Annotated in this window: 21 protein-coding genes; 3 read left to right on the top strand and 18 right to left on the bottom strand. The window is 71.6% G+C overall.

The window, feature by feature from the left end:
* Nucleotides 1-13: 13 nt before the first annotated feature.
* The 11 genes from O7601_RS09240 to O7601_RS09190 form a co-directional block, all read right to left on the bottom strand.
* Entirely contained in the window at nucleotides 14-2389 is a 2376-nt protein-coding gene (locus tag O7601_RS09240) for a glycosyl hydrolase family 65 protein (protein ID WP_281565770.1), read from the bottom strand.
* Complete coding sequence (locus O7601_RS09235) at nucleotides 2386-3138, bottom strand: HAD-IA family hydrolase (RefSeq protein ID WP_281565769.1); 753 nt, start codon at nucleotides 3136-3138, stop codon at nucleotides 2386-2388. Before O7601_RS09235 ends, O7601_RS09240 begins: the two co-directional genes overlap by 4 nt.
* Nucleotides 3139-3247: 109 nt before the next feature.
* On the bottom strand, nucleotides 3248-3832 hold the full coding sequence (locus O7601_RS09230) for a hypothetical protein (RefSeq protein WP_281565768.1): 585 nt from the start codon (nucleotides 3830-3832) through the stop codon (nucleotides 3248-3250).
* A gap of 555 nt (nucleotides 3833-4387) precedes the next feature.
* Nucleotides 4388-4852 (bottom strand): DUF4442 domain-containing protein, encoded by a 465-nt coding sequence (locus tag O7601_RS09225; protein ID WP_281565767.1) that lies wholly within the window; start codon nucleotides 4850-4852, stop codon nucleotides 4388-4390.
* A gap of 124 nt (nucleotides 4853-4976) precedes the next feature.
* Nucleotides 4977-5363, bottom strand: coding sequence for a Scr1 family TA system antitoxin-like transcriptional regulator (locus O7601_RS09220; protein WP_348650240.1), 387 nt, complete (start codon nucleotides 5361-5363; stop codon nucleotides 4977-4979).
* Nucleotides 5364-5632: 269 nt separating this feature from the next.
* Nucleotides 5633-6934: an ABC transporter ATP-binding protein gene (locus O7601_RS09215; RefSeq protein ID WP_281565766.1), complete on the bottom strand. Its 1302-nt coding sequence runs from the start codon at nucleotides 6932-6934 to the stop codon at nucleotides 5633-5635.
* 145 nt (nucleotides 6935-7079) lie between these two features.
* Nucleotides 7080-9269, bottom strand: a complete 2190-nt coding sequence (locus O7601_RS09210) for a bifunctional glycosyltransferase family 2 protein/CDP-glycerol:glycerophosphate glycerophosphotransferase (protein WP_281565765.1) — start codon at nucleotides 9267-9269, stop codon at nucleotides 7080-7082.
* 15 nt (nucleotides 9270-9284) lie between these two features.
* On the bottom strand, nucleotides 9285-11318 hold the full coding sequence (locus tag O7601_RS09205) for a DUF5941 domain-containing protein (protein ID WP_281566856.1): 2034 nt from the start codon (nucleotides 11316-11318) through the stop codon (nucleotides 9285-9287).
* Between the two features lie 41 nt (nucleotides 11319-11359).
* The gene (locus O7601_RS09200) at nucleotides 11360-12106 is read right to left on the bottom strand and encodes an ABC transporter ATP-binding protein (RefSeq protein ID WP_281565764.1); all 747 of its coding nucleotides are present in this window, start codon (nucleotides 12104-12106) and stop codon (nucleotides 11360-11362) included.
* Complete coding sequence (locus O7601_RS09195; protein WP_281565763.1) at nucleotides 12106-12933, bottom strand: ABC transporter permease; 828 nt, start codon at nucleotides 12931-12933, stop codon at nucleotides 12106-12108. Before O7601_RS09195 ends, O7601_RS09200 begins: the two co-directional genes overlap by 1 nt.
* 118 nt (nucleotides 12934-13051) lie before the next feature.
* Nucleotides 13052-14494, bottom strand: coding sequence for an L-serine ammonia-lyase (locus tag O7601_RS09190; RefSeq protein WP_281565762.1), 1443 nt, complete (start codon nucleotides 14492-14494; stop codon nucleotides 13052-13054).
* Between the two features lie 462 nt (nucleotides 14495-14956).
* Here O7601_RS09190 and O7601_RS09185 point away from each other — a divergent pair, with 462 nt between their 5' ends.
* Nucleotides 14957-15163 carry a PspC domain-containing protein gene (locus O7601_RS09185; RefSeq protein ID WP_281565761.1) on the top strand — a complete coding sequence of 69 codons (207 nt, stop codon included), beginning with the start codon at nucleotides 14957-14959 and terminating at the stop codon, nucleotides 15161-15163.
* Between the two features lie 570 nt (nucleotides 15164-15733).
* On the opposite strand, the gene O7601_RS09180 is transcribed toward O7601_RS09185, so the two are convergent.
* The 7 genes from O7601_RS09180 to pdxH all read right to left on the bottom strand — a co-directional run bounded on the left by O7601_RS09180 (nucleotide 15734) and on the right by pdxH (nucleotide 21809).
* Complete coding sequence (locus tag O7601_RS09180) at nucleotides 15734-16486, bottom strand: DUF4230 domain-containing protein (protein WP_281565760.1); 753 nt, start codon at nucleotides 16484-16486, stop codon at nucleotides 15734-15736.
* A gap of 97 nt (nucleotides 16487-16583) precedes the next feature.
* A complete protein-coding gene (locus O7601_RS09175; RefSeq protein WP_281565759.1) occupies nucleotides 16584-17744 on the bottom strand; it encodes an acyl-CoA dehydrogenase family protein in 1161 nt (386 codons plus the stop codon).
* Nucleotides 17741-18046, bottom strand: coding sequence for a type II toxin-antitoxin system VapB family antitoxin (locus O7601_RS09170; protein WP_093404142.1), 306 nt, complete (start codon nucleotides 18044-18046; stop codon nucleotides 17741-17743). Before O7601_RS09170 ends, O7601_RS09175 begins: the two co-directional genes overlap by 4 nt.
* 188 nt (nucleotides 18047-18234) lie before the next feature.
* Entirely contained in the window at nucleotides 18235-18837 is a 603-nt protein-coding gene (locus tag O7601_RS09165; protein ID WP_281565758.1) for a nitroreductase family protein, read from the bottom strand.
* A gap of 41 nt (nucleotides 18838-18878) precedes the next feature.
* Nucleotides 18879-19808: an aldose 1-epimerase family protein gene (locus O7601_RS09160; protein WP_281565757.1), complete on the bottom strand. Its 930-nt coding sequence runs from the start codon at nucleotides 19806-19808 to the stop codon at nucleotides 18879-18881.
* Between the two features lie 10 nt (nucleotides 19809-19818).
* Entirely contained in the window at nucleotides 19819-21159 is a 1341-nt protein-coding gene (locus tag O7601_RS09155) for an MFS transporter (RefSeq protein ID WP_281565756.1), read from the bottom strand.
* On the bottom strand, nucleotides 21156-21809 hold the full coding sequence (pdxH, locus tag O7601_RS09150; RefSeq protein WP_281565755.1) for a pyridoxamine 5'-phosphate oxidase: 654 nt from the start codon (nucleotides 21807-21809) through the stop codon (nucleotides 21156-21158). Before pdxH ends, O7601_RS09155 begins: the two co-directional genes overlap by 4 nt.
* Nucleotides 21810-22063: 254 nt before the next feature.
* Here pdxH and O7601_RS09145 point away from each other — a divergent pair, with 254 nt between their 5' ends.
* Nucleotides 22064-23170 carry a citrate synthase 2 gene (locus O7601_RS09145; RefSeq protein WP_210937455.1) on the top strand — a complete coding sequence of 369 codons (1107 nt, stop codon included), beginning with the start codon at nucleotides 22064-22066 and terminating at the stop codon, nucleotides 23168-23170.
* 378 nt (nucleotides 23171-23548) lie between these two features.
* On the top strand, nucleotides 23549-24676 hold the full coding sequence (serC, locus tag O7601_RS09140; protein ID WP_281565754.1) for a phosphoserine transaminase: 1128 nt from the start codon (nucleotides 23549-23551) through the stop codon (nucleotides 24674-24676).
* The last annotated feature ends 175 nt before the right edge of the window (nucleotides 24677-24851 follow it).

Raw genomic sequence — 24851 nt, 5'->3', positions numbered from 1 at the left:
CGAGGTACCCGGGTCAGGCCGGGTTCTCCGGCAGCCGGAGCAGGGGTGCCCGCCCGGGTGCCTGCTCCGGTGTCGGCAGGCCCGTGCGCGGCGGCGGATTTGGTACGGTCACCGGCTCGTCGCAGGTGACGCGCACCGGTTTTCCGTGGTGCCGCAGCTCGATGACGGCGTCCGCGGCGGCGTGGTGCAGGGCGTACGTCGTGTCATGGCCGCGTACGTCGACCCGCAGCCGCATCCCGCACCACTGGAGCGAGAACGACAGGCCGTTGAGCCGGCTGGACAGGCAGGGCGCGAAGGACAGCGTCCCGTCATGGTCCCGCAGGCCGCCGAACCCGGCGACCAGTGCGATCCAGGCACCTGCGAGCGAGGCCATGTGCACGCCGTCGCGGGTGTTCTCGTTCAGGTCGTGCAGGTCCATCAGCGCGGCCTCACGCAGATAGCTGTGCGCCAGGTCGGAGTAACCGACCTCCGCCGCCAGCACCGCCTGGGTGCAGGCGGACAGGGACGAGTCGCGGACCGTACGTCGCTCGTAGTAGAGGAAGTTGCGCAGCTTCTCCTCGGTGGTGAAGGCGTCGCCCCGCCAGTGCATGGCCAACTCCAGGTCGGCCTGCTTGATCACCTGCTTGCGATACAGGTCGAAGTACGGATAGTGCAGCAGCAGCGGGTACTTGTCGGGCGGGGTCTGGTCGAAATCCCACTCCTGCAACCGGGTGAAGCCCTCCACCTGTTGGTGCACCCGGAGTTCCTCGTCGTACGGGATGTGCATGGCCGCAGCGGCATCGCGCCACGCGGCGGCCTCCTCGTCGGTGACGCGGAGGTGGAACGCCTCGTCGCGGTACCGCATCGCCACGTCGGCGGCGGCGCGGAGGTTTCGTTGGGCCATCAGGTTGGTGTAGATGTTGTCGTTCTTGACGGCGGTGTACTCGTCGGGACCGGTGACCCCGTCGACGTGGAAGTTGCCGGCGCGGTCGTGGTGCCCGAGCGAGCGCCACAGCCGCGCGGTCTCCACCAGCAACTCCAGCCCGATCTCCCGCTCCAGTTGCTGATCGCCGGTCACCAGCACGTAGCGCCGCAGCGCGTCGGCGATGCCCGCCGCGATGTGGAACGCGGCGGTGCCCGCCGGCCAGTACCCCGACGACTCCGGCCCCTCGATGGTGCGCCACGGGAAGGCGGCACCGGCAAGATTCAGCGTGCGGGCCCGTTCCCGGGCCTGCTCCAGAGTGGAGAAACGCCAGTACAGAGCGTCCCGTACGGCGGCCGGATGGGTGTACGTCAGCACCGGCAGGACGAACATCTCGGTGTCCCAGAACGCGTGCCCGTCGTACCCGGGACCGGTGAGCCCCTTGGCCGAGATGGGCCGGCGTTCCGCCCGCGCACCAGCCTGGAGCACGTGGAACAGGCCGAACCGAACCGCCTGTTGCACCTCCGGATCCCCGTCGACCACGACGTCGGCGGCGTCCCAGAACTCGTCCAGATACTCCCGCTGCTCACGGACCAGCCCGTCCCAGCCGTCCAGCTTCGCTGCGGCCAACGCGGCACCGACCTGGTCGCGCAGCGCCGGCAGCGAGCGCCGGCTGGACCAACCGTAGGTCAGGTACTTGACCACCTGGAGCTTCTGCCCCGGCTCCAGCACGCACGCCACCGTGGTACGGACCCAGTCCTCGTAGCCTTCGGAGTTAACGGACGTCCGGGCCGGCGAGGCCACCTCGTGGTCCATGGCGGCAGCGACCCGCAGCCCGGAGACCTTGGTCTGGTGGATCAGCAGCCCGCCGGCCGGGGTGGTCAGTTCCTCCTCCGCCTGCAACGGCGACTCCAGCACGGCGGCGACGCGCGGGTCGCGGCTCTGTGGCGGCAACGTCTCGTTGGCCACCAACTCCGACTGGATGATCAACCGTAGCGGCTCGTCGTCGGCCACCTCCACCTCGTAGCGGATAGCGGCCACCGAGCGCTGCCGGAAGGAGACCAGCCGGGTGCTGTTCACCCGGACCTCACGCCCGGCCGGCGAGCGCCAGTGCAACGAGCGGTGCAGGGTGCCGGCGCGCATGTCGAGGATCCGCTCGTGGGCGAGGACCTCGCCGTAGCGCACGTCGAGCGGCTCGTCGTCGACCATCAGCCGGATGAGTTTGCCGTTTGTGACGTTGACGATGGTCTGGCCGGACTCGGGGAAGCCGAAGCCGGCCTCCGCGTACGGCAGGGGCCGCAGCTCGTAGAACGAGTTGAGGTAGGTGCCGGGCAACCCGTGCGGCTCCCCCTCGTCCAGGTTGCCGCGCAGCCCGACGTGCCCGTTCGACAATGCGAACACCGATTCGGACTGGGCGAGCACGTCCATGTCCAGCCGGGTCTCCCGGACGTGCCACGGCTCGACCGGGTACGCCCGCTCCCGGATCACTCGGGCCGCCCGGTGTCGAGCAGGTCGGCAAGATCATCGACCACGACGTCGGCACCGTGGGCGCGCAGCTCGTCGGCGTGGCCGGCCCGGTCCACGCCGATCACGTACCCGAAACCGCCGGCCCGGCCGGCTTCGACACCTGCCAACGCGTCTTCAACGACAGCCGCCTTCTCCGGCGTGACATCGAGCAGTTTCGCCCCGGCGAGGAAGGTGTCGGGGTACGGCTTGCCGCGCAGCCCTTCGGCTCGGGCGGTGAGCCCGTCCACCCGGGCCTCCAGCATCGGCTCCAGGCCGGCGGCGGCGACCACCTCGCGGCCGTTGGCGCTGGCCGTGACGACCGCCCGCCGCAGGCCCGCCGCGGCCACCGCCTTGAGGTACGCGACCGAGCCGGGATAGACGTCCACCCCGATGGTGCGGATCCGCTCCAACACCATGGCGTTCTTCTGGTTGCCGAGGCCGTACACGGTCTGGGCACCCGGCGGATCCTCCGGTGCGCCCTCGGGCAGGGTGATGCCACGGGAGGCGAGGAAGGTGCGCACCCCGTCGAGACGCGGGCGACCGTCGACGTATCGGTGATAGTCCGGCCCCGGATCGAACGGCCGGTACGGCTCACCTGTGGTGGCCGATCGCCGCCGCAGGTAGTCGTCGAACGTCTCGGTCCAGGCGGCGTTGTGCACCCGGGCGGTCTGCGTGAGCACACCGTCGAGGTCGAACAGAACAGCGGTCACATGGTCAGGCAGGCCGAGCATCGTATCAATCTATCCGCCGACGCGTGCCGGCAAACGCACTTCCACGGATACCGGCGCGGCGGCGCGCGGGGTGCGGTCAGTCGGCCGCACCCCCGCCTGCCTGGCGTGGTCAGAGTCCGGCGGCGGAGTCGTACCGGCGGCGCAGATCGGCCATCTCGGACGGCTCCAGGGCCTCCCTCTCCGCCAGCTCCGCGTACTTGGCCGGGAACATCTGTCGCAGCCGGTCGATGAACCTGGTGTCCTCGGTCGCCTCGACCACCTGGATGCCCGCCGGTTCGGTGGACATGTCGATGATCACCGGGCCGGCCAGCTTGACCGCCCAGTCCCAGGGGCGCCCCTGCTCGGCGACCCCGCAGAGGTGGAAGCCGTAGACCGTCTGCACGTCGGCGAGCACGGTGACCTCGGCCGGCTCGTAGCCGTAGACGTGCACGCCGCAGATCACCGCGGGCTTGGTCTCCTCGCCGTTGGCCACCTGCTGAATGTCGTGCCCGGCGTGGTTGTGCTGCTCCGGGTCCGCGTCCTCCAGCGTGGTACGCATCCAGCTCATGATCTGCCCGTGCAGATCCGGCGGAGCTGTCTTCGAGCTGGCCGAGTTGACGAGTACGACAGCGCCCGCCGACACCACCAGCAGGATCGCCGCCGCCAACACGTAGCGGTGCCGGAGCCACCCTGCGAAACTCTCCCGGGAAATCATGATCGCTTCTCACCTCGTCGCCGGTATGTACGTTGCGGACCGCTGGGACGCCCCCGGCCTGTCGACGCTCGACCGCCTCGGTCGACGCGAAGACGCATGCCGGTGATACGAACGGAACACCGTGCCCGGATAGGTGTGACCGGTGAAGTTGGCCCAGGTGAGCGACCGCGCGGGCAGCCGCCCGAGCGATGCGCAACCGGCACTGCGTTGCTCCCGTGCTGGCCGTACTCAGCGCGTTTGCCCCCGCGCTGCGGCGATATGAGCCATTCCAGCACGCTTGGGCCCACTCCGGCAACATCGACGACCCTCGACGGTCTCAGCGCGGGACGGGCGCAGCTTGCGGCATGTCGGGCAATCCCCGGGACAGCAAGCCCCGACATGCCGCATGTCGGGCGCGCAACCGGGGCAGGAGGCAGCGGCGACTCGCGGCATGTCGGGCGCGCTGCCCGGCCGCCCCGCCGCACTGCTCCATCGCGGGAGGGGCGACATGCCGCATGTCGCGCTCGACTGGGGCCGGGCGTTGCGGTTGGCGACTGACGAGGTGAGCTTGCGGGGTCAGTTCGGACGCAGGGTCCAGATGACGGTCATCTCCGAGGTCGGCTTGCCCTCCTCGGTGGCGATCTCCACGAGTACCGGAAATTCGGGTCGCTCGCCGGCCTCCAGTTCCGCGACCACCTCGGCCGGTGGGCGGCCAAGCCGCGCCGTTGCCCGCACCGGGCCCAGGGCGAGCTTGCGGTACGCGATCTCCGCCCGCACCGCCAGCGGCGTGGCTTGGTCGAGCAGGTGACCGAACGCGGCGAGCACCACCGCACCGGAGGCCGTCTCCCCGAGGGTGAACATGGCCCCGGCGTGCGGGCCACCGATGTGGTTGTGGGTGGCCGGCGAGTCGGGCAGCCGGACCACCGCCCGGACCGAACCGTCCGCCTCCGGGGCCACCTCGACGAATTCGAAGCCGAGCGTACGGGCGAAGGGCACCGCCTCAAGCATGCCGGCCGCCACCTGCCGCGAGTCGATAGTCATACCGTCAAGCTACCCGCCAGTAACTTCGCCAGGCAAGGAGCGACCGTGGCAGTACAGGTGGCCGACACGCCGACTCCGGCGCACCTGCACTGCCACGGACCGGGTCAGCTCCGTTTGGCGTACGTCAGGAAGGAGCGCCAGGTGAGCGGTTGTCGAGGTAGGCGAGGTCGTCGCCCTCGGGCGGCGTGGCGATCACGAAGGCACCGTTGAGCCCGGCATAGGCGCCCACACCCCGGGGCGCCACGTGCAGGTGCCCCAGCCTCCGGTCGCCCACCGCCACCAGGTGCCGCAACTCCTCCCGCTTCACCTTCGGGCCGCCGACCGGGCGCTCCTTGAGGATCGCCTCCCGGATGCGCAGCAGCAGCCCCTCGCCGTGCAGTGCCTCGTCGCAGCGCTGGATGAACTCCTCCCTGGGCGCGCGGCGGCACAGCTCGACCGAGGCCACGAGCGAGGCCGAATAGTTGTTCTGCTCGCCGAGCGCCTCCTGGGAGCGGCCGGCCTTGGTCCGCAACCGGCGCCCGCTGTGGTGCTGCCGGGCCTGCGGGCATCCGTGGCCCCGCTCGATGGCCCGCCTACTGCCCAAGGTCGAGTACGGCCGCAACGAGATCGGCCTCACCCGCTACCTCGCGTGGTCCCCCTCCCCCCGCCCCCCCGCCCCCTCGCCCCACCGCGCCGATCATGCACTTGTGGCACGGGATAAAGGGGACTTATGCCGCATATCGAGTGCCGCAACTGCATGATCGACGGGGCGGGGGCGGGGGGTAGGGGGGCGAGGGTTGGTCAGCGCCAGCCGACGTCGATGCGGTCGCCGCGTTCGTCGAAGAAGTGCAGGGCGTCCATGCGTACCTGGACCGCGAGTGGGTGGCCGGCGGTGACGGCGGGGTACGGGGCGAGCCGGACCGCGAGTTCGGCCGGGCGACGGTGGTGCCGGCCCGGGTCGTGCAGCACGCTGGTCCGGCCGCCGTCGGCCGCTGGTGTCGTCGACTCGTTGGCCCGGCCGGTGATTCGCTGCATCACCTGGCCGAACCGGCGCAGGCCGCGCTGACCGGGCGGAGCGTCCGCGTCCGCTGGGGCGCCGATGTCGTCCACCATGATGGCGGTCGCGCCGATGTCGAGGAAGGCGAGCGACTCGTGGCCGTGATGCTCCAGGTAGCGGATGCGGCCCTGGAGCACGTCGCCGGGGGTGTCCGGGGCGACCGGGGTGAGCGCCTCGGCCCGCATCCCGACCACGATCCGCTCGCCGTGGTAGTGCGCCACGGCTCGGCTGCGGATGTCGTCCCAGGGCAGGTAGAGCGCCTGTTCCCCGAGGGTGAGCGTGACGTAACGATCGAGGTGAACGTAGACCGACGCCTCCAGCAGGTTCATCCGGGGACTGCCCAGGAACGCGGCCACGTAGAGGGTCGCCGGCCGCCCGTACACCTGGGTCGGAGTGCCGACGTCCTGGAGTACGCCCTTGCGCATGATGGCGACCCGGTCGGCCATGGTCAGCGCCTCGGCCTGGTCGTGCGTCACGTAGATGGTGGTGACCCCCAGCTCGCGGGTCAGACCGGAGATCTCCGCCCGCAGTTCCGCGCGCAGCCCGCTGTCCAGGTTGGACAGCGGCTCGTCCATCAGGAACAGCCCCGGCCGCCGGACGATCGCGCGGCCCATGGCGACCCGCTGCCGCTGCCCACCGGAGAGCTGGCTGGGGCGCCGGGCCAGCACGTCACCGATGCCGAGGGCGCTGGCCACGTCGGTGACCCGCTCGCCGCGCGGGGTCGGCTCGACCCCGGCCAGCTTGAGCGGGAAGGCGATGTTGTCGTTGACGCTCATATGCGGGTAGAGCGCGAAGTCCTGGAAGACCATCGCGATCTTCCGCTCCCGGGGCGGCAGGTCGTTCGCCAGCTCTCCGTTGAGCATCACCGCGCCGGAGGTCGGGTCCTCCAGGCCCGCGACCATCCGCAGCACCGTCGACTTGCCGCAACCCGACGGCCCGAGCAGCACCATGAACTCACCGTCGTTCACGTCCAGATTGATGCTGTCGACCGCGACCGTGCCGTCGCGGAAGACCTTTGTGACGTCCTTGAGCGCGACGGTGGTCACCGTCTCCTCCCCACCTTGTCCACGGAACCCCGAATGACCGTGGCAAGGATCATGCGGGTGGCACATCGGGTAAACGTGCCATGTTTGAATCGTGACAGACCTATTACGTTCCATCGATTAGCAGCGATTACACGGAACTTCCAACTCAGCCCGGGTTCTCGCCGAGGAACACCTGGCGTACCACCCGCTCGGCGGCCCGCCCGTCCTCCAGGGCGCAGAACCGCTCCCGGAAGCGCGCCCGGGCCCGCTCGCCGTCGGGCGACCGCAGCGCACCCGAGCGGAACACGTCGAGCAGTTCGGGGAAGGTCCGGGCCACCGGGCCGGGCGGCTCGGCGACGATGTCCAGGTAGACGCCCCGGGTCAGGCGGTAGGCGTCCCAGTCCGGCGCGTAGATGACGATCGGCCGGTCCAGGACCGCGTAGTCGAACATCGCCGACGAGTAGTCGGTGACCAGCACGTCGGCGGCGAGGTACAGATCCTCGACCCGGGGATGGGCACTGACGTCCAGGAGACGACCACGGGCGGCCGGCGGTGGCGACCGCCGGTCCCGGTCGTGGAAGTAGTGGCTGCGCATCAGCAGCAGGCCGGCGGGGCCGAGCGCGTCCAGAAAGCGCTCCGGGTCGAACGGCGGCCGGTACCGGGGCAGATGCTCCCGATGGGTAGGCGCGTACAGCACGACCTGCTCGCCGAGACCGGCGTCGAACTCCGCGCGCAGTCGCAGCACCTCTTCCGGGGTCGCGGTGACCAGCCGGTCGTTGCGCGGGTATCCGACCTCCAGGGTGGCGTACCCGGCCGGATAGGCGCGTTCCCACATCTGGGTGGAGAAGCCGTTCGAGGTGACGCTGTAGTCCCACCGGTCCACCCGGCGCAGCAGCCCGGCGAAGTCCATCCCGCCCGCGCCCAGCGGGTAGCGCTGCTGGTCCAGCCCCATCACCTTGACCGGGGTGCCGTGGTGGGTCTGCACGTGCACCGTGCCCGGCCGCTTGCGCACCGAGTCCGGGAAGTTGACGTTGTTGATCAGCCATCGCGCCCGGGCCAGCGCCCGGTGGTACGCGGGGGTGCCCGCGACCACGTACTCGACCCCCTCCGGCAGGGTGTGCACCCGGTCCCGTCGGACGATCCACACGCCCCGGACCTGCGGTGCCAGCCGGCGGGCCGCCTCGTAGATCGCGGCGGGATTGCAGGTGTAGCCGCGGTACCAGTACGCGGCGTAGACGGCCAGGTTCTCCTCCACCGGCCGACGCCGCTCGGCCCGCTGGTACTGGCGCAGAACCGCGTCACGGGCCCGCCGCACCCCGACCCGGGCCGGTGGCAGCACCCGACGACGGGTCCGGCCGGCAACCCGGCGAACGGTCTCCCCCGCCCGACTCACGGTCCGCAACGCGCTGAACGTACGCCAGCGACCGGCCGCCACCAGCCGGTGCTTGAGCCCGGCCGCCCCGCCCGGCACCCGGTGCCCGGCGGGCGGTCGGTACCGGGCGTGCTCGATGGCGACCCGGGCGAAGAAGGTCGGTCGCAGTTCGGGTCCGATCCGGTCGCCGTTACCGAGCACCACCAGGTAGTGCCACATCATCCGCTCGAAGATCACCGGCCGCAGCTCCGCCGCGCCGAGCCGGTCCAGTTCCCGGAACACCCGGTGCCACTGCTCGAACACGTCGAAATGGCGCTCGCCGCGGGTCCTCGTGATCGCCCCCGCCCGCCGCTGCCGATAGTTGACGCAGACCAGGTCCAGCACGCCGATCCGGTCGGCGGCCAGCAGCGCCGGATAGCTGAACGAGACGTCCTCGTACCAGCCGGGCGCGAAACGCAGCCCCACGTCGGCCAGGAACTGCCGGCGGACCAGTCGATTCCACGCGGTGTGCAGCAGCCGCACCGTCTCCGGCCGCTCGACCAGCCGGAACGTCACCGCCCCGGGCGGCACGGGAAAGACCTCCGCCATCGCGCTGCGGGTCACCGTGTCGTCCCAGTGCGCGCGTACGTGGTCGACGAGCAGCACGTCCGGCCGGGTCTCGCGCAGTCGGGCGGCCACCTCGACCAGGCAGTCCGCCGTCAGCCAGTCGTCACCGTCGACGAACCAGACGTACTCGCCGACGGCCCGGTCCAGCCCGACGTTGCGCGCCGGGCCGAGCCCGACGTTGCGGTCCAGGCGTACGGCGGTCACCCGGTCGTCGCGCTCGGCGTACTCGGAGAGGATGTCGCCGCTGCCGTCCGGTGAGCAGTCGTCGATCCCGATCACCTCGATGTCGGCGACCGGTTGGGCGAGGATCGAGTCCAGGCATTCGCGCAGGTAGCCCTGCACCCGGAAGGCCGGGACGACGAAGCTGACAAGCGTCATCGTCCCGGCCCCTCCTCAACGCGTCGCACGACCTCCCGCACCCGCCGGCACCTGCGCGGGGCGTACCGGCCGGACCACCCAGGCCAGCACCACGCTCACCACGAACAGCGCCAACAGGTAGATACCGAGTGTAGCCAGACCAATACTCACGATTCCGGCGATCGCCGCCAGGGCCAGCAGCGCCGAACGCCCCTCCCAGCCGAGCGTGGCGGCGTGCAGCGGCGGTGCGGGCTGCCGCTTCTCCAGCCGGGCGACCAGGTCGTAGTGGTGCAGGGTGAGCACGAAGACGTACCCGAAGATGAGCCAGGGCGGCGCGCCGCCGATCACGCCGACCGCGATGGCGAACAGGTACTCCCCGGCCCGTAGCGCCGCCGGCACCAGCCAGTCCAACGGCCCGTTGTGTGCCGCCCCGGACCCGGCCGCGGCGACCAGCAGGGCCGCCAGCACCACCAGCACCGCCACCCAACGCAGCCACGGTGGCGCACCGCCGTCCGTGCCGTCCACCAGCGTCACCAGCAGCAGGATCGCCGCGCCCAGCGCCGCACCCACCGCGAGCACCAGCGGACCCGGCCGACGCAGCGTGGGTAGCCGGGCGGCCAGCGGACCGTCGTCGCGGTGCAGGGTCGCGTCCAGCGTGTCCAGCACCGGCACCCACATCCAGCGGGCGCGCAGGGTACGCAGCGCGCCGGTGTACCCGAACGCCAGCAAGGCCCAGGTCAGCACCGCGAGCAGGGCGATCCGCTGGTCGAAGAGCGCCACGGCCAGCGAGATCAACGCCCACCGCTCCCCGATCGGAAAGACCACAGTGCGCTTGAGCCAGTACGACACCGAGCCGGCATCGGCCTGCACCCGGGTCGACGCGGCGTTCAACCGGTCACCGATGCCGCCGCCACCAGCGCCGACGCTCTTCGGCCGGCGTGCCGCCTCGTCGTGCAGCACGCCGTACCACGCGTCGGTCATGTGCCGCACGGTCTGCATCGTCATCGCGGCGATGGCGAGAGCCCAGCCGTACCGGAACCCGGCCTGGGTCGCGCCGAGACCGAGCCCGGCGTAGACGAGGTACTCCTTCGCCCGGTCGGCCATGGTGTCCAGCCAGCCGCCCCAGGCGCTGAAGTTGCGGGTGTAGCGGGCCAACTGGCCGTCCACGCAGTCCAGCACGAACCCGAGGTAGAGCAGCACCGCCCCGACGACCAGCAGCGGCCGGCCACCGGCGGCGAACATCGCCGCCGCAGCCGCCGCGAAGGCCACCGACACCATGGTCACCGCCGTCGGGCTCAACCCCAGCCGGGTGCAGACCTTGGTGACGTACGGCGACCAGGTGCTGACGAAGTAGGTGGTGAAGAAGTCGTCCTTCTCCTTCACCGACAGCCGCAGCTCGGCCCGGTCCTCGTCGACCGCGGCCACCGCCGCCTCCGCCCGGGTCAGCCCTGCGGCATCGTCGACCCGGTGCGCGACGAGCAGGCGTACCCGGTGCGCGAAGACCAGCGCGCCCTGCCCGGTGAGGGCGGCGAAAAGCTGATCCACGACGGGCCCCGCCGCCGTACCGGCGCGGGCGACCGGCCCTGCCGGTTCGACAGGTCCCGCACTCTCGACCGGTCCGGCCGACTCGAACAGCTCGACCGCGACGGCTCCGGCCGGTAACCGACCGGCGGCGACCGCACGAGCGGCGGCCACCAGCGCCGGTACGTCCTCCCGGCCGACCCGGACCGCACCGCCGAAGATGCCGGTGGCCGTATCCCCCGCCAACTGTTCGGGTCGGCCCGCGTCGACCACCTGGCCGCGCTCCTCGCGCAACACCGTCCGACCGTCGCTGGGCGGATCGGTCAGCACCAACGCCACGGTCGGCCCGACCGGGCTGGTCAGCAGGTGCCGCAGGACGGCCGTGTGGGCAACCAGGTCGGCCCCGCTGATCACCACCGGGGCGTTCGCCGAGCCGCTCAGTTCGGCCAGCTCGACCAGGTCGGTGGCCACCCGCACCTCGGTCGCGCCGGCTTGGCGCCACTGGGTGGCCAGCCGTTCGACATTCGTCTCGCCGGTACCCGTCGGCAGGCTCGCGGCCGGTGATCCGGCGGCGAGCACGATCGCGAGGGTCACCGGGTAACCGCGTCGTGGTACGCGGCCAGTGCCTCGGCGATCGTGCCGTCGACGCTCAGCCGACCCGCGTCGAGGTAGAGGCCCCGACGGCAGAACCGGGTCAGATCCTTTTCGTTGTGTGACACCAGCACCAGAGTGCGCCCCTCCCCGAGCAGCCGATCGATTGTCGTGTAGCACTTTTCCCGGAACTCGGCGTCGCCGACCGCCGTCACCTCGTCCATCAGCAGGATCGGGTGCGGCAGGTGCGAGATGATCGCGAAGCCGAGCCGTACCTTCATGCCGGACGAGTAGTGGCGCACCGAGGTGTCGATGGCCCGTTCCACCTGCTCACCGGCGAACGAGACGATGTTGTCGAAGTGCCGTTTCAGGTAGCCCGACGAGAGCCCGTGCAGGCCGCCCACCAGGTACAGGTTCTCCCGCCCGGTCAGGTCGTTGGCGAAGCCGGCGGAGAGTTCGAGCAGCGGCGCGACGTCGCCGGAGACCCGGATCCGCCCCTCGTCGGGGATCAGCACCCCGGCGATCAGCCGTAGCAGGGTGCTCTTGCCGGTGCCGTTGCGGCCGATCACCCCGACGGTCTCCCCCGGGGCGATCGCGAAGGAGACGTCGCGCAGCGGCCAGAACCGGCCGTCGGAGGCACCCCGCGTACCCCGGTGGATGAACAGCTCCCGCAGCCGCAACTGCCGGCGGCGGTTGCGGACGAACCGGATGCCGAGGCCCTCCGCCTCGATGATCGTCTCACTCATCAGAGTTCCTTGAGCACGGCGGGTTCGAGCCGGCGGAAGGCCCACCAGCCGGCCACGAGCAGCAACACGCTGATGCCGACGGTGGTGGCGAGCAGTCGGCCACCCGGAAACTCGTCCGGGTACCACACCGCGTGGTGCAGCTGGAAGATGCCGACCAGCGGGTTGAGTTCGTAGATCACCCGGACCCAGCTCGGCAGGCCGGAGTCGTGGACCAGGCTCAGCGGATAGATGATCGGGGTGGCGTAGAAGAGCACCCGGACGACCAGCCGCATGAACCGCTCCACGTCGCGCATCAGCACGTTGAATGCCGACAGCAGCAACGCCAGCCCGATCAACAGGGTCGCCTGCACCAGCACCGCGAGCGGCAGGGCGAGCAGCGACCAGCCCGGTTCGATCCGGCCCTGCGCCGCGTACCAGACCGCGATGCCGGCGAGGATCGGCAGGCCGGCGGCGTACTCGGCGAAGCGGCCGGCGACCCGGCCGATCGGGAAGACCTGCCGGGGCACGTTCATTGTGGTGATCAACCGGGCCTGGCCGGTGAGCGCGTGAGTCGCCTCGCTCAACGCCGAACTGGTCCACATCCAGGCGAAGATCCCGGTGATCAGGAACAGCGGGTAGGACCCGGCGGCCTCGCCGAGATACCGGTTGGTGTCGCGGGAGTAGAGCACACCGAAGACGAACCAGTAGATCGCGCCCATGCCCAGCGGCTCGATCAACGACCAAAAGTAGCCCAGCACCGACTGCTGGTACTTCACCGCCAGGTCGCGCCGGACCAGGATGCGCAGCGAGTTGCGGTGCGACCACAACGCCCCGACGCCAGAGGTCACCGCCGTCTCCCGCCTGCTGAGAGCCTCGGCCAGGACCCGCCTCGCCACCACCGCCCTGCCGCCGGCCGCTCCAAACGGACGACAGGTTAGCAGCCGGTGAACGCCGCCCCACGAGCGCTCAGCACTCGATCACGTTGACGGCCAGGCCACCGCGCGCCGTCTCCTTGTACTTGACCTTCATGTCGGCGCCGGTCTCCCGCATGGTCTTGATGACCTTGTCGAGCGAGACGGCGTGCACCCCGTCGCCGCGTAGCGCCAGCCGAGCGGCGGTGATCGCCTTGATGCTAGCCACCGCGTTGCGTTCGATGCACGGGATCTGTACCAGGCCACCCACCGGGTCGCAGGTCAGCCCCAGGTTGTGCTCCATGCCGATCTCGGCCGCGTTCTCCACCTGGGCCGGCGTGCCGCCCAGCGCCTCGGCCAACCCGGCGGCGGCCATCGAACAGGCCGAACCGACCTCGCCCTGGCACCCCACCTCCGCGCCGGAGATCGACGCGTTCTCCTTGAACAGCACCCCGATGGCGCCGGCCGCCAACAGGAACCGCACCACTCCCTCCTCGGAGGCACCCGGCACGAACCGGGTGTAGTAGTGCAGTACCGCCGGGATGATCCCGGCTGCCCCGTTGGTCGGCGCGGTCACCACCCGGCCGCCGGCCGCGTTCTCCTCGTTGACGGCCAACGCGAACAGCGTCACCCAGTCCATCACGTGCAGCGGATCCCCACCGGAGCCCACTACCGGTCCGGCCAGCGTCCCACCGGTCAACGCCACCCCGGCGGGCGCAGCCACGGTCGGAGCGGCAGCGTCGGCCTCCAGTTTGCGCCGCAGTTCGGCGGCGCGGCGGCGCACCTTGAGACCGCCGGGCAGGGTGCCGTCGCGGGTGCAACCGCGCTCGACACACTCCCGCATGACCCGCCAGATGTCGAGCAACCCGGATCGGACGTCCGCCTCGGCACGCCAGGACACCTCGTTGGCGAGCATGATTTCGCTGATGGACAGCCCGGTCGTGGCGGTCACGTCGAGCAGTTGCGCGCCGGTGAGAAACGGGTACCGGACCCGGGTGCTGTCCGGCTTGATGCGGTCCGCGCCGGCCGCGGCCTCGTCCACCACGAACCCGCCACCCACGGAGTAGTAGGTACGCGTGCGCACCTCCGCCCCGCCCGCGTCGTACGCCGAGAAGAGCATCCCGTTCGGGTGGTACGGCAACGACCGGCGGCGGTGCAGCGTCAGGTCCCGCTCCGGGTCAAAGTCGATCTCGTGGGTGCCGAGCAGGGACAGCCGGTGCTCCGCCCGGATCCGGCTCACCCGCGCCTCGACGCCGTCCGTGTCGACCGTCTCGGGAGCCTCGCCGGCCAAGCCGAGCAGTACCGCCCGGTCGCTGCCGTGCCCGTGCCCGGTGGCGCCGAGGGAGCCGAACAACTCGGCCCGCACCCGGGCGGTGCCGGTGAGCAGACCGTCGGCCTTGAGCCCGGCGACGAAGGTACGCGCCGCCCGCATCGGCCCCACCGTGTGCGAACTGGATGGCCCGATACCCACACTGAACAGGTCGAACACGCTGATCATGGCTGTGCCTTCTCGCCGTCGCCGGGGTCACCGGTCAGCGGCCGGTCATGGTCGGCTCCGTGCTGCGGAGCCGATCCGGTCGTGGCCGGTCCTGGCTGCGATCCGGCCCTGGTGACGCCCGGGTGCGGGCGTCCGACCGGCGAGCCTACTACCCAGGACGCCACCATGACCGACGTGCGAGCGCTGTCGAGCCGACGGCGCAGACGAATCACCCCCGTGACGGCACAAACGGTTCAACTCGACAGCGCCCACCGGAGCACGTCTCCTCCACCCTCGGCGTCGCAGTTACCCCTGATCCCGTACCCCTGATTCCGACCGGAGGCGTCGCCTGGAACCCACGCGGGTAAGCACCTACGGGTCAGCGAGGTGGCCTTCCTCCTCCCGACCGAGGGCAGGGCGGCCATCCGTACCTAGCGTTGACTCCAGCAGCGGCGGAACGCCGCAGAGGGGAAGTGACACGAAATGAGTCGCAAACTCGTCCGGCCCCGGCAGGGGCGCATGCTCGCTGGCGTCTGCGCCGGCCTGGCCCGCCGGTTCGGCACCTCGGCCGGGTTGATCCGGCTGTTGTTCCTGCTGTCGCTACTGCTCCCGGGCACCCAGGTGATTGTCTACCTGGCGCTCTGGATCATCATGCCCAACGAGGACCGCCACCTGGTACCCGGCCACTGACCCCACCCCCACCCCACCCCACGCGCCGCGCACCCCGCGCCGCGCACCCCGCGCCGCGCACCCCGCGCCGCGCACCCCGCGCCGCGCACCCCGCGCCGCGCACCCCGCGCCGCGCCCGCAAGCCGGTGCAACTTCAGGGTTGTTGCTGTATCCGACGCGCGGCAGGCAGCAGCAACCCTGAAGTTGCACGTCCCAGCCACGTGGCGGGTGGGGCGTGGGCGCGCGGGGCGCGGGCGTGGGCGCGCGGGGCGCGGGCGTGGGCGCGCGGGGCGCGGGCGTGGGCGCGCGGGGCGCGGGCGTGGGCGCGCGGGGCGCAGGACGCGGGCGTGGGGCGCGGGGCGCGGGCGCGTGGGGCGCTGGGCGCGTGGGGCGCTGGGCGCGTGGGGCGCTGGGCGCGCGGGGCGCGGGCGTGGGCGCGCGGGCGTGGGCGCGCGGGCGTGGGCGCGCGGGCGTGGGCGTGGGGCGTGGGCGCGCGTGGGCGCGTGGGCGCGCGTGGGCGCGCGTGGGCGCGCGTGGGCGCGCGTGGGCGCGTGGGCGCGCTCGTGGGCGGGAACGGGGGGGCGGGGGCGGTCAGGGGGCGATGTAGGTGACGCTTACCTGTTCGAAGCCGAGCGAGCGGAGCAGCCCTTCCAGCATCTTGCGGGTGTTCTCCTCGGCGCGGGCATTCAGGCCGCTGTCCCGGGCGGCCGCGGTGATCCGGTCCTCGGCCAGCCGGTAGACCTCCTGCTGCCGATTCGGGTCACCGCCGATCAGGTCGCCGACGCGGTTGAGCAGACCGCGCTCCTCCGCGAAGACGTAGCTCTTCTCCAGGTCGAGGTTGGTCTCGGCCAGCTGCGGTGCCGGCAGCTTGATCTCGACCGACTTCCCGTCGGCCGACTGCACGATCGCCCCCTCGGTAAGCGTGCCGAAGTCGACGTATGCCTCGACGCTGCCCGACCCGACGAACAAGGTCCGCTGGTTGAGCAGCCAGTCCGGCACGTTGCGCCGGTCGTTCTGCAGGTCGACCACGACCTGGAAATTGCCCTCGGCGGCCACGTAGCGGCTGAGATCCTGCATCGACTCAAGCAGCGCCGGCTGCGTGCGGTCGGTCTGTTCCTTGGTGAACGGGTTGCGAAACTCGGGCAGGATCCCGGTGGTCTGCACACCGAGCAGCACGACCACCGCGAGCGCCGCAGCGCCGAGCACCCAGAGCAGGGCACGGACCGCTCCGCCACCCGACTGTGGGGTCTGCGGTGGTGTGTCCGGGGCGTCCGTGAGCACGTCGCCCGACCGTTGGTCGGCAAACCTGCTGGTGGGCTCGTTGATGTCGCCGTCGCGTGCCATCGCCCTCACCGTCCTCGTCAGACGCGGTCTCTGTTGATGACGGTAAGCCCAACGTACGACAGCCGCTCGTCGAGCCCGTCAGATGGCCCGGCCAGGGTCAGGTGAACGCCGATACCCCGGTGAGCCGCTGCCCGACGACCAACTGGTGGATCTCCGAGGTGCCCTCGTAGGTCAGCACGCTCTCCAGGTTGTTGGCGTGCCGCATCACCGGATAGTCCCCGGAAACCCCGTTGGCGCCGAGGATGGTCCGGCACTGCCGGGCGATGGTCAACGCCTCCCGTACGTTGTTCAGCTTGCCGACGCTTACCTGCTCCGGGCGCAGCTTCCCGGCGTCGGCCAGCCGGCCGAGCTGGAGGGCCAACAGGTAGCCCTTGTTCCACTCGACCGCCATGTCGGCGAGCTTGGCCTGGGTGAGCTGGAAGCCGGCCAGCGGCCGACCGAACTGGGTGCGGGTCGTCGCGTACGTCAGCGCGGTTTCCAGGCAGTCGCGGGCCGCGCCGAGGGCGCCCCAGACGATGCCGTGACGGGCCTCGGTCAGGCAGCTCAGCGGCGCTTTCAGCCCGGTCGCGTCGGGCAGTTGCGCGTCCGCCGGGAGCCGGACGTCGTCGAGTGAGATCTCCCCGGTCAGCGACGCGCGCAGCGACATCTTCCGGGTGATCTCCCGCGCCGCCACCCCTGGCGTGTCCATCGGTACGACGAAGCCCCGCACACCGGAATCGGTGCGTGCCCAGATCACCGCCACGTCGGCGATCGGCGCATTGGTGATCCACATCTTGCTGCCGTCGAGCACCCAGTCGTCGCCGTCCCGGCGCGCCCGGGTGGCCATCGAGGCCGGATCGGAGCCGTGGTCCGGCTCGGTCAGTCCGAATGAGCCGATCGCCTCGCCGGCAGCCAGCGCCGGCAGCCAGCGCTGCTTCTGCTCCTCGCTGCCGTAACGCCAGATCGCGTACATGGCCAGCGAACCCTGCACCGAGACCAGCGACCTGAGGCCGGAGTCGCCGGCCTCCAGTTCCAGGCAGGCCAGCCCGTACGCGACGGCCGTCGAGCCGGCGCAGCCGTACCCGGTCAGGTGCATACCGAGCAGGCCGAGCTTGCCGAACTCGCGGGCCAGTTCGCGGGCCGGCACGTGACCGGCCTCGTACCAGCCGGCGACGTGTGGGCGGACCAGATCGTCGACCACCTGGCGCACGACGGCGCGGATCGCCCGCTCCTCCTCGGCCAGCGACGCGTCCAGGTCGAGCAGGTCAACCGGGGTCACTCGACCGCCTCGGCGAGCACGAACACCCGGGCGTGGATCTGGTTGCGCTGTTGCAGCGCGGCACGCAGCGCTCGGTGCAGGCCGTCTTCCAGGTAGAGACCGCCGTTCCACTGCACGACGTGTGGGAACAGGTCACCGTAGAAGGTGGAGTCCTCGGCGAGGAGCTTGTCCAGCGCCAACTCGCGCTTGGTGGTGATGAGCTGATCCAGGCGCAGCGGGCGGGGCGGAATCTCCGCCCACTGCTTCAGGGTCAGGTTGTGTTCCGGATAGGGACGCCCGTCCCGGACCGCTCTGAAGATCACGACGGACGCTCCCCTCCCCCTGGCCGGCCGGTACCACGACGCCGGGCCGGGTCGCGGCATGGCGCTGCGACCTGCGGCGCCGATGACCGTGCCAGCGTAGCCGGACCCCGCACCTCACGTTCTGCTCCCTGATGTCAGTTTCGCCACCGGCCGTCCGGTTCTCAACCGGACGAAACCACCGGTTCGGGTCAGGTCCACCGCCCTCGCCGGACGACCTCGTCCACCGGACGGCGGCCGCGACGCAGCGATGGTGACCGGTGGTCGGCGGCCCGATAACCGATAGTGAGGGCACCGATCGGGTGGTACGCCTCCGGCACACCGAACGCCTCCCGATAGGACGCCAACCGCTGCGGTGGGATGCCGAAGAAGCAGGAGCCCAGCCCTTCGTCGACGGCGGTGAGCATCATCAGCAGCGCGGCGAAGCCGGTGTCGACGTACCAGTAGGGCACCGGCCAGCGATCCGTCGACCGGTCCGCCCAGCCCTTGTCCGGCTCCGCGTACCGCTCCAGGTAGACCGAGCGGTTGGCGTGCGGCACCACGATCAGCGGCGCCCGGCGCATGCCGGTCAGCCAACGCTGCATCCCGCCGCCCTCGGGGGTGCTGGCCGCCCAGAACCGCTCCCGGTCCTCCGGAGACTCCAGCACCAGGAAGCCCCACCCCTGGGAGAACCCGGCCGACGGGGCCCGCACGGCGTGCTCCAGCAGCCGCTCCACCACCTCCGGTGGGACCGGGCGGTCCGGGTCGTAGTTACGCACCATCCGGCGCCGCCGGACCACCTCCGCGAACTCCACGCCGTACTCCTCACTTGCCGGCCCGGCCCCTGGCCGGACGCTCAGACACCGGGCCGGATGCCCCAACTCCCGCGCCAGGTGTCGCCCGGTGCCAGCGTGATGAGATCCCGACCGGAGCGAAAGGCGTCCGGCGGGCAGGTCATCGGCTCCACCGCGACCGACCGGCGAAGCCGCTCGCCGGTCAGCGTGTCACCGGTGAACACCTGCCACCAACCGAACTGGTCGTCGGCCCAGATCCGTAGCCCGGCCGAGGAGTCCGGCCCGGTCAGGGTCACCGAGGAACCACCGTCGGTGTCCCGATTCACCTGCCCGAAGGCGAGGTCCAGGACGGCCTCACCGATGCGCCGTGGCTCGGTGTAGTCGTACTCGGTGCCGGCCACCGTGGCCGCGCCGACCGGCAGCAGCCGGCCGTCCAGCAGCAGCCGGGTCCGGCCGGGTACGCGCAGTGCGATGTCCTCCACGGACACCCCCGGCAGTTGCAGGTACGGGTGCACGGAGAAGCCGAAGGGCACCGCCTCGGTGCCGACGTTCGTGACGTCGTGCTCGGCGCGCAGCCCGTCGGCGCTCACGCTCCACCTGGTACGCAGCCGTAGCGGCCACGGGTAACCGGGCTGCGGCAGCAGGTCGTAGCCGACCGTGACCTCGTCCGGCTGCTGCTCGATGAGGTGCCACGACACCCAGTTCACCAGGCCGTGGATGGCGTTGTGCCGCTCCGGCTCGGTCAGATTCAGCTGCCTCGACTGCCCGCCGAAGGTGTACACGCCGTCGCGGATCCGGTTCGGCCAGGGGGCCAACACCTGCCCCGCCGAGCCCGGGCACACCTCGTCGGTGGCGTACCCGTCGACGTGCTCGACGCCGTCCTGACGGTAGGCGCGGAGCCCGCCGCCAGACTCGACGATGACCGCCTCGTGACCGGCGGCGGAGATGCTCCACTGGGCTCCCGACAGAGGAAGCGGATCGCGGCTGTCCATTCGCCAGACCCTAGCCGCCGACGCCGTCGTCCGCTCGCCGCGGTCCACGGCCCTCACCGTGCTCGCGCCCGCCCACCGCGCTCGGCGGCCGGTAGCGGGTCAGCGCCGGGAAGGCCACGGCCAGCAGCACCGCGAGCACCGCCGCCGCGACACCGCCGCCGATCCAGGCCACCCCACTGCCGAGTCCGGCCGCCATGGCACCGGCCCGCAGGTCGCCCAGGCGCGGACCGCCGGCCACCACGACGGTGTTCACGCCCTGGAGCCGGCCGCGCATCCGGTCCGGCGCGTAGATCAACAACATCGACTGCCGGACCACCGAGCTGACCAGGTCGGCGGCACCGGCCAGCACCAGCAGCACGACCACCAACCAGAGTTGGCCGGCCAGTCCGGCCAGCGCCACGGCAACGCCCCAGCCCACCACGGCGAGCACCAGCACCAGACCCTGCCGACGAACCTGGCCGATCCAACCCGACACCAGGCCGGCGAGCAGTGAGCCGATCGCGATGGAGCTGTAGAGCCAGCCCACCGCCGCGCCGCCACCGAACCGTTCGGCCGCCACCTCGGGGAAGAGTGCCCGCGGAAAGGCGAACACCATCGCGATCAGGTCGATGGCGAAGGAGAGCAGCAGCACCGGGCTGCCGGCCAGGTACCGCACCCCGTCGACGATGCTGCGCAACCCCGCCTGCCGGGGCCCGCCGTCCGGATCGGGTTCCGGCGGCATGGCCGGCAGCCGCAGCGCCGCCCAGACCAGGGCGGCCAGCAGCGTCGCGTCCACGGCGTACGCGACGGGCAGCGCCACTCCGAGGTCCCAGATCGCCAGGATCAGGCCGGCGGCCAGCGGCCCGAGGACCGCGGTGGCCATGGCGGTGGTGAAGTTCAACGTGGTGGCCGCGGGCACCAGCTCGGTCGGGACCAGCCGGGCCACGAGCGCCGCGCGGGCCGGCCCGGCGATCGCGAACGCCACCGAACTCAACGCGACAAGCGCCAGCAGCAGGACCGGGCTACCGACGCCGAGCAGCGCCTGGGCCAGCAGTCCCAGCACGGCGACCCAGAGCAGGGCCGAGCCACCCAGCAGCACCCGCCGCCGGTCGATGGCGTCGGCGACCGCGCCACCCCAGAGCCCGAAGACCAGCAGCGGTACGAAGGCGGCGACACCGAGCAGACCGACCCAGAGGGAGTCCTCAGTCAGCGCGTACATCTCCACCGGCACCGCGACGGCGGTGAACTGGAAGCCGAACATCGCGATGGCGTTGCCGGCCCAGAGCCGCCGGTACGCCGGCACCCGCAGCGGGCGCAGGTCGATCGCCCAGCGGCGCTGCTCGCGCGGCCGGTCGGTGCTGCCGACGGTCACGGTGCCAGCCGCTCCACGACCCAGCCCGCGCCGGTACGCCGGAACCGCAGCCGGTCGTGCAGCCGGCTGGCCCGGCCCTGCCAGAACTCCACCGAATCCGGGCGCACCCGCAACCCGCCCCAGTTCGGCGGCGCGGGGATCGGGTCCACGTCGGCGAAGCGTTCCGCCGCGGCCCGGTAGGCGTCGTCGAGGGCGGCCCGGTCCGGCAGCACCGACGACTGGGCGCTGGCCCAGGCGCCGAGCTGCGAGCCACGCGGCCGGCTGGCGAAGTACGCCTCCGTCTCGGCCCGGTCGACACGTTCCACCGGGCCGGCGACGATCACCTGCCGCTGCATCGGGAACCAGGGAAAGAGCAGGCTGGCGTACGGGTTGGCGGCCACCTCGACGCCCTTGCGGGAGCCGTAGTTCGTGAACAGCACGAAACCTTCCGGGTCGTACCCCTTGAGCAGCACCGTCCGCGCGCTCGGCCGCCCGGCGGCGTCGGCGGTGCCGAACACCATGGCGTTCGGCTCGGGCAACTCGGCGGCGACCGCGTCGGCGAACCACCTGTCGAACTGGGCGTGCCAGTCGGCGGCCAGCTCGCTCTCCGTCAGGCCGGAATCGGCGGCGTACTCGTGCCGCATCCCGGCTGGCACCGGTGTGTCCCCCATCACGTTCCCGCTCCTCCCCCGTCGGGCCGGTACGCGCCCGCCGACCAGCCCGTCCGGCCCAGTCTTATCCGTGCCGGGAGGAGCCCGGCAAGCGGGATGTCGCCAGCAGCACATCGACAGCGTCTCGCGCACCCGGCCACCAGCAGGCAAGATGTCACGAACACATCCCTGAGGGTCGCCTAAGGCGCTCACCCGGCCGGGGCCGGGACACCGAGCCCGGGCGGGCGCACCGACCACACACCAGGAGCAGTGAGATGGCCGATTTCAAACCCGGACTTGAAGGCGTCGTAGCCTTCGAAACCGAGATCGCCGAGCCCGACCGCGAAGGCGGCGCGCTGCGCTATCGCGGGGTCGACATCGAGGACCTGATCGGCCAGGTCTCCTTCGGCAACGTCTGGGCGCTGCTGGTCGACGGCCGCTTCGGCCCGGGCCTGCCGCCGGCCGAGCCGTTCCCGGTGCCGGTGCACTCCGGCGACATCCGGGTCGACGTGCAGTCCGCCGTGGCCATGCTCGCTCCGTACTGGGGCTTGCAGCAGTTGCTGGACATCTCCGACGGGCAGGCCCGTGAGGACCTTGCCCGGGTGTCGGTCACCGCGCTCTCCTTCGTCGCCCAGTCCGCTCGCGGCCTCGGGCTGCCGGCGGTTCCGCAGAAGGAGATCGACAAGGCGGAGACGGTCGTCGAGCGCTTCATGAAGCGGTGGCGCGGCGAGCCCGATCCCCGGCACGTCAAGGCCGTCGACGCGTACTTCATCTCGGCCGCCGAGCACGGCCTGAACGCCTCCACCTTCACCGCCCGGATCGTCGCCTCCACCGGAGCGGACGCCGCCGCCTGCATCTCCTCGGGCATCGGCGCGCTCTCCGGCCCGCTGCACGGCGGCGCGCCGTCGCGGGTGCTGACCATGCTGGAGGCGGTCGAGCGCAGCGGTGACGCGGAGGGCTACGTCAAGGGCGTGCTCGACCGGGGTGAGCGGCTGATGGGCTTCGGGCACCGGGTCTACCGGGCCGAGGATCCGCGCGCCCGGGTGCTCCGCCGCACCGCCCGGGAGCTGGGTGCTCCGCGCTTCGAGGTCGCCGAGGCGCTGGAGAAGGCGGCCCTCGCCGAGTTGCAGGCCCGCCGGCCGGACCGGGTGCTCGCCACGAACGTCGAGTTCTGGTCCGCCGTGGTGCTCGACTTCGCCGAGGTTCCGGCGCACATGTTCACCTCCATGTTCACCTGTGCCCGGATGGGCGGCTGGAGCGCACACATCCTGGAGCAGAAGAAGCTCCAGCGGCTGGTCCGTCCCTCGGCCCGCTACGTGGGCCCGGGCACCCGCAAGCCGCACGAGGTCGACGGCTGGGACGCCGTCCCCCACGACGTCTGAGTTGAGACGTACCGCCTCAGGTGGCGGCAGGAGCCCCTACTGACGGAGCGCGGAGATCTCGGCCGACCAGCCGAGGTCTCCGCGACGCCGCACCCCGCCCGGCATCAGCACGAGCCGCCGAGCGCCGGTGCGCCTCCAGGTGCGCCAACGGATCGTTCGCTGGTTGCGGCGGAGGCGGGCGATGTGGTGCAGGACTCAGGCCCGGTCGTGGGACCAGCGGCCGGTCGGGGTGGCGCTGGTGCGAGGATAAGGATCGGCAGTGTCGCCGGACCGGGGCCCGGATCCCTGACCGCACCGTGCGGGCGTACGCACGGCGTCCTCGATCCGCACCGGCGTGGACCGGGCCCGCCTCGCCCATTCGGAAGGATCTTCAAGACCGTGGCTGACGCACCGACCATCCGGATTCCCGACGAGATCAAGCCCGCCGACGGCCGATTCGGCTGCGGGCCGTCCAAGGTCCGTCCGGCGGCGGTCTCCGCGCTCGCCGAGGTGGCCACGAGCTACCTGGGCACCTCGCACCGGCAGAAGACCGTCCGCGACCAGGTGGCCCGGTTGCGCTCCGGCATCGCCCAGTTCTTCTCTATCCCCGAGGGCTACGAGGTGATCATCGGCAACGGTGGCACCACGGCTTTCTGGGAGGTCGCCACGTTCGGACTGATCCGCGACCGGGCGCAGTTCGCCAGCTTCGGCGAGTTCGGTGCCAAGTTCGCCAAGGCCGTGAAGGACGCGCCCTTCCTCGGTGAGCCGACGGTCCGCAAGTCCGACGCGGGCAGCGCCCCGGCGCTGGCCGCCGAGGCTGGCGTGGATGTCTACGCCACCCCGCACAACGAGACCTCGACCGGCGTGGCGGTGCCGATCACCCGGGTGGCCGGTGCCGACCCCGGCGCCCTGCTGCTGGTCGATGCCACCTCCGGCGCCGGTGGGCTGGAGGTCAACGTGGGCGAGACCGACGTCTACTACTTCGCTCCCCAGAAGTGCTTCGGCTCCGACGGTGGGCTCTGGCTGGCCCTGATGTCGCCGGCCGCGCTGGAGCGGGCCGCCGAGGTCAAGACCTCGGGGCGGTACATCCCGGCGTTCCTCGACCTGGTCACCGCGATCGACAACTCGCGGCTGGAGCAGACGTACAACACCCCGGCGCTGGCGACCATCTTCCTCGCCGCGGAACAGACCGACTGGATGAACTCCCACGGTGGTCTGGCCTGGGCGGCCAAGCGCACCGCCGAGAGCGCCTCGGTCGTCTACGGCTGGGCCGAGCGCTCCTCCTTCGCCACGCCGTTCGTCACTGACCCGGCGCTGCGCTCCAACGTGGTCGCCACCATCGACTTCGCCGACGGGGTGGACGCCGGGGCGATCGCCAAGGTGCTGCGTGCCAACGGCATCGTCGACACCGAGCCGTACCGGAAGCTGGGGCGCAACCAGCTGCGGGTGGCGCTCTTCCCGGCCGTCGAGCCGGCCGACGTCGAGGCGCTGACCGCGTCGATCGACTACGTCGTCGAGCGGCTCTGACCGCCGGACTCGGCCTGACCACGGGCCCGGCACCCCGTCCGGGGCGCCGGGCCCGCACCGTACGATGCCCCGGTCCACCTCCGACACCCGGCTGACCCCGCACCACTTCGGACCGTGTAGCACGCCACTGTCGGCCGTCGACAGCTGACCCGCGACACAGCGCCGGAGCAGGCGG

Source organism: Verrucosispora sp. WMMD573, from assembly GCF_027497175.1.
GTDB lineage: Bacteria > Actinomycetota > Actinomycetes > Mycobacteriales > Micromonosporaceae > Micromonospora.
Note: the sequence above shows the minus strand (reverse complement) of the source record. Positions and strands in the feature narration are given on the sequence as shown.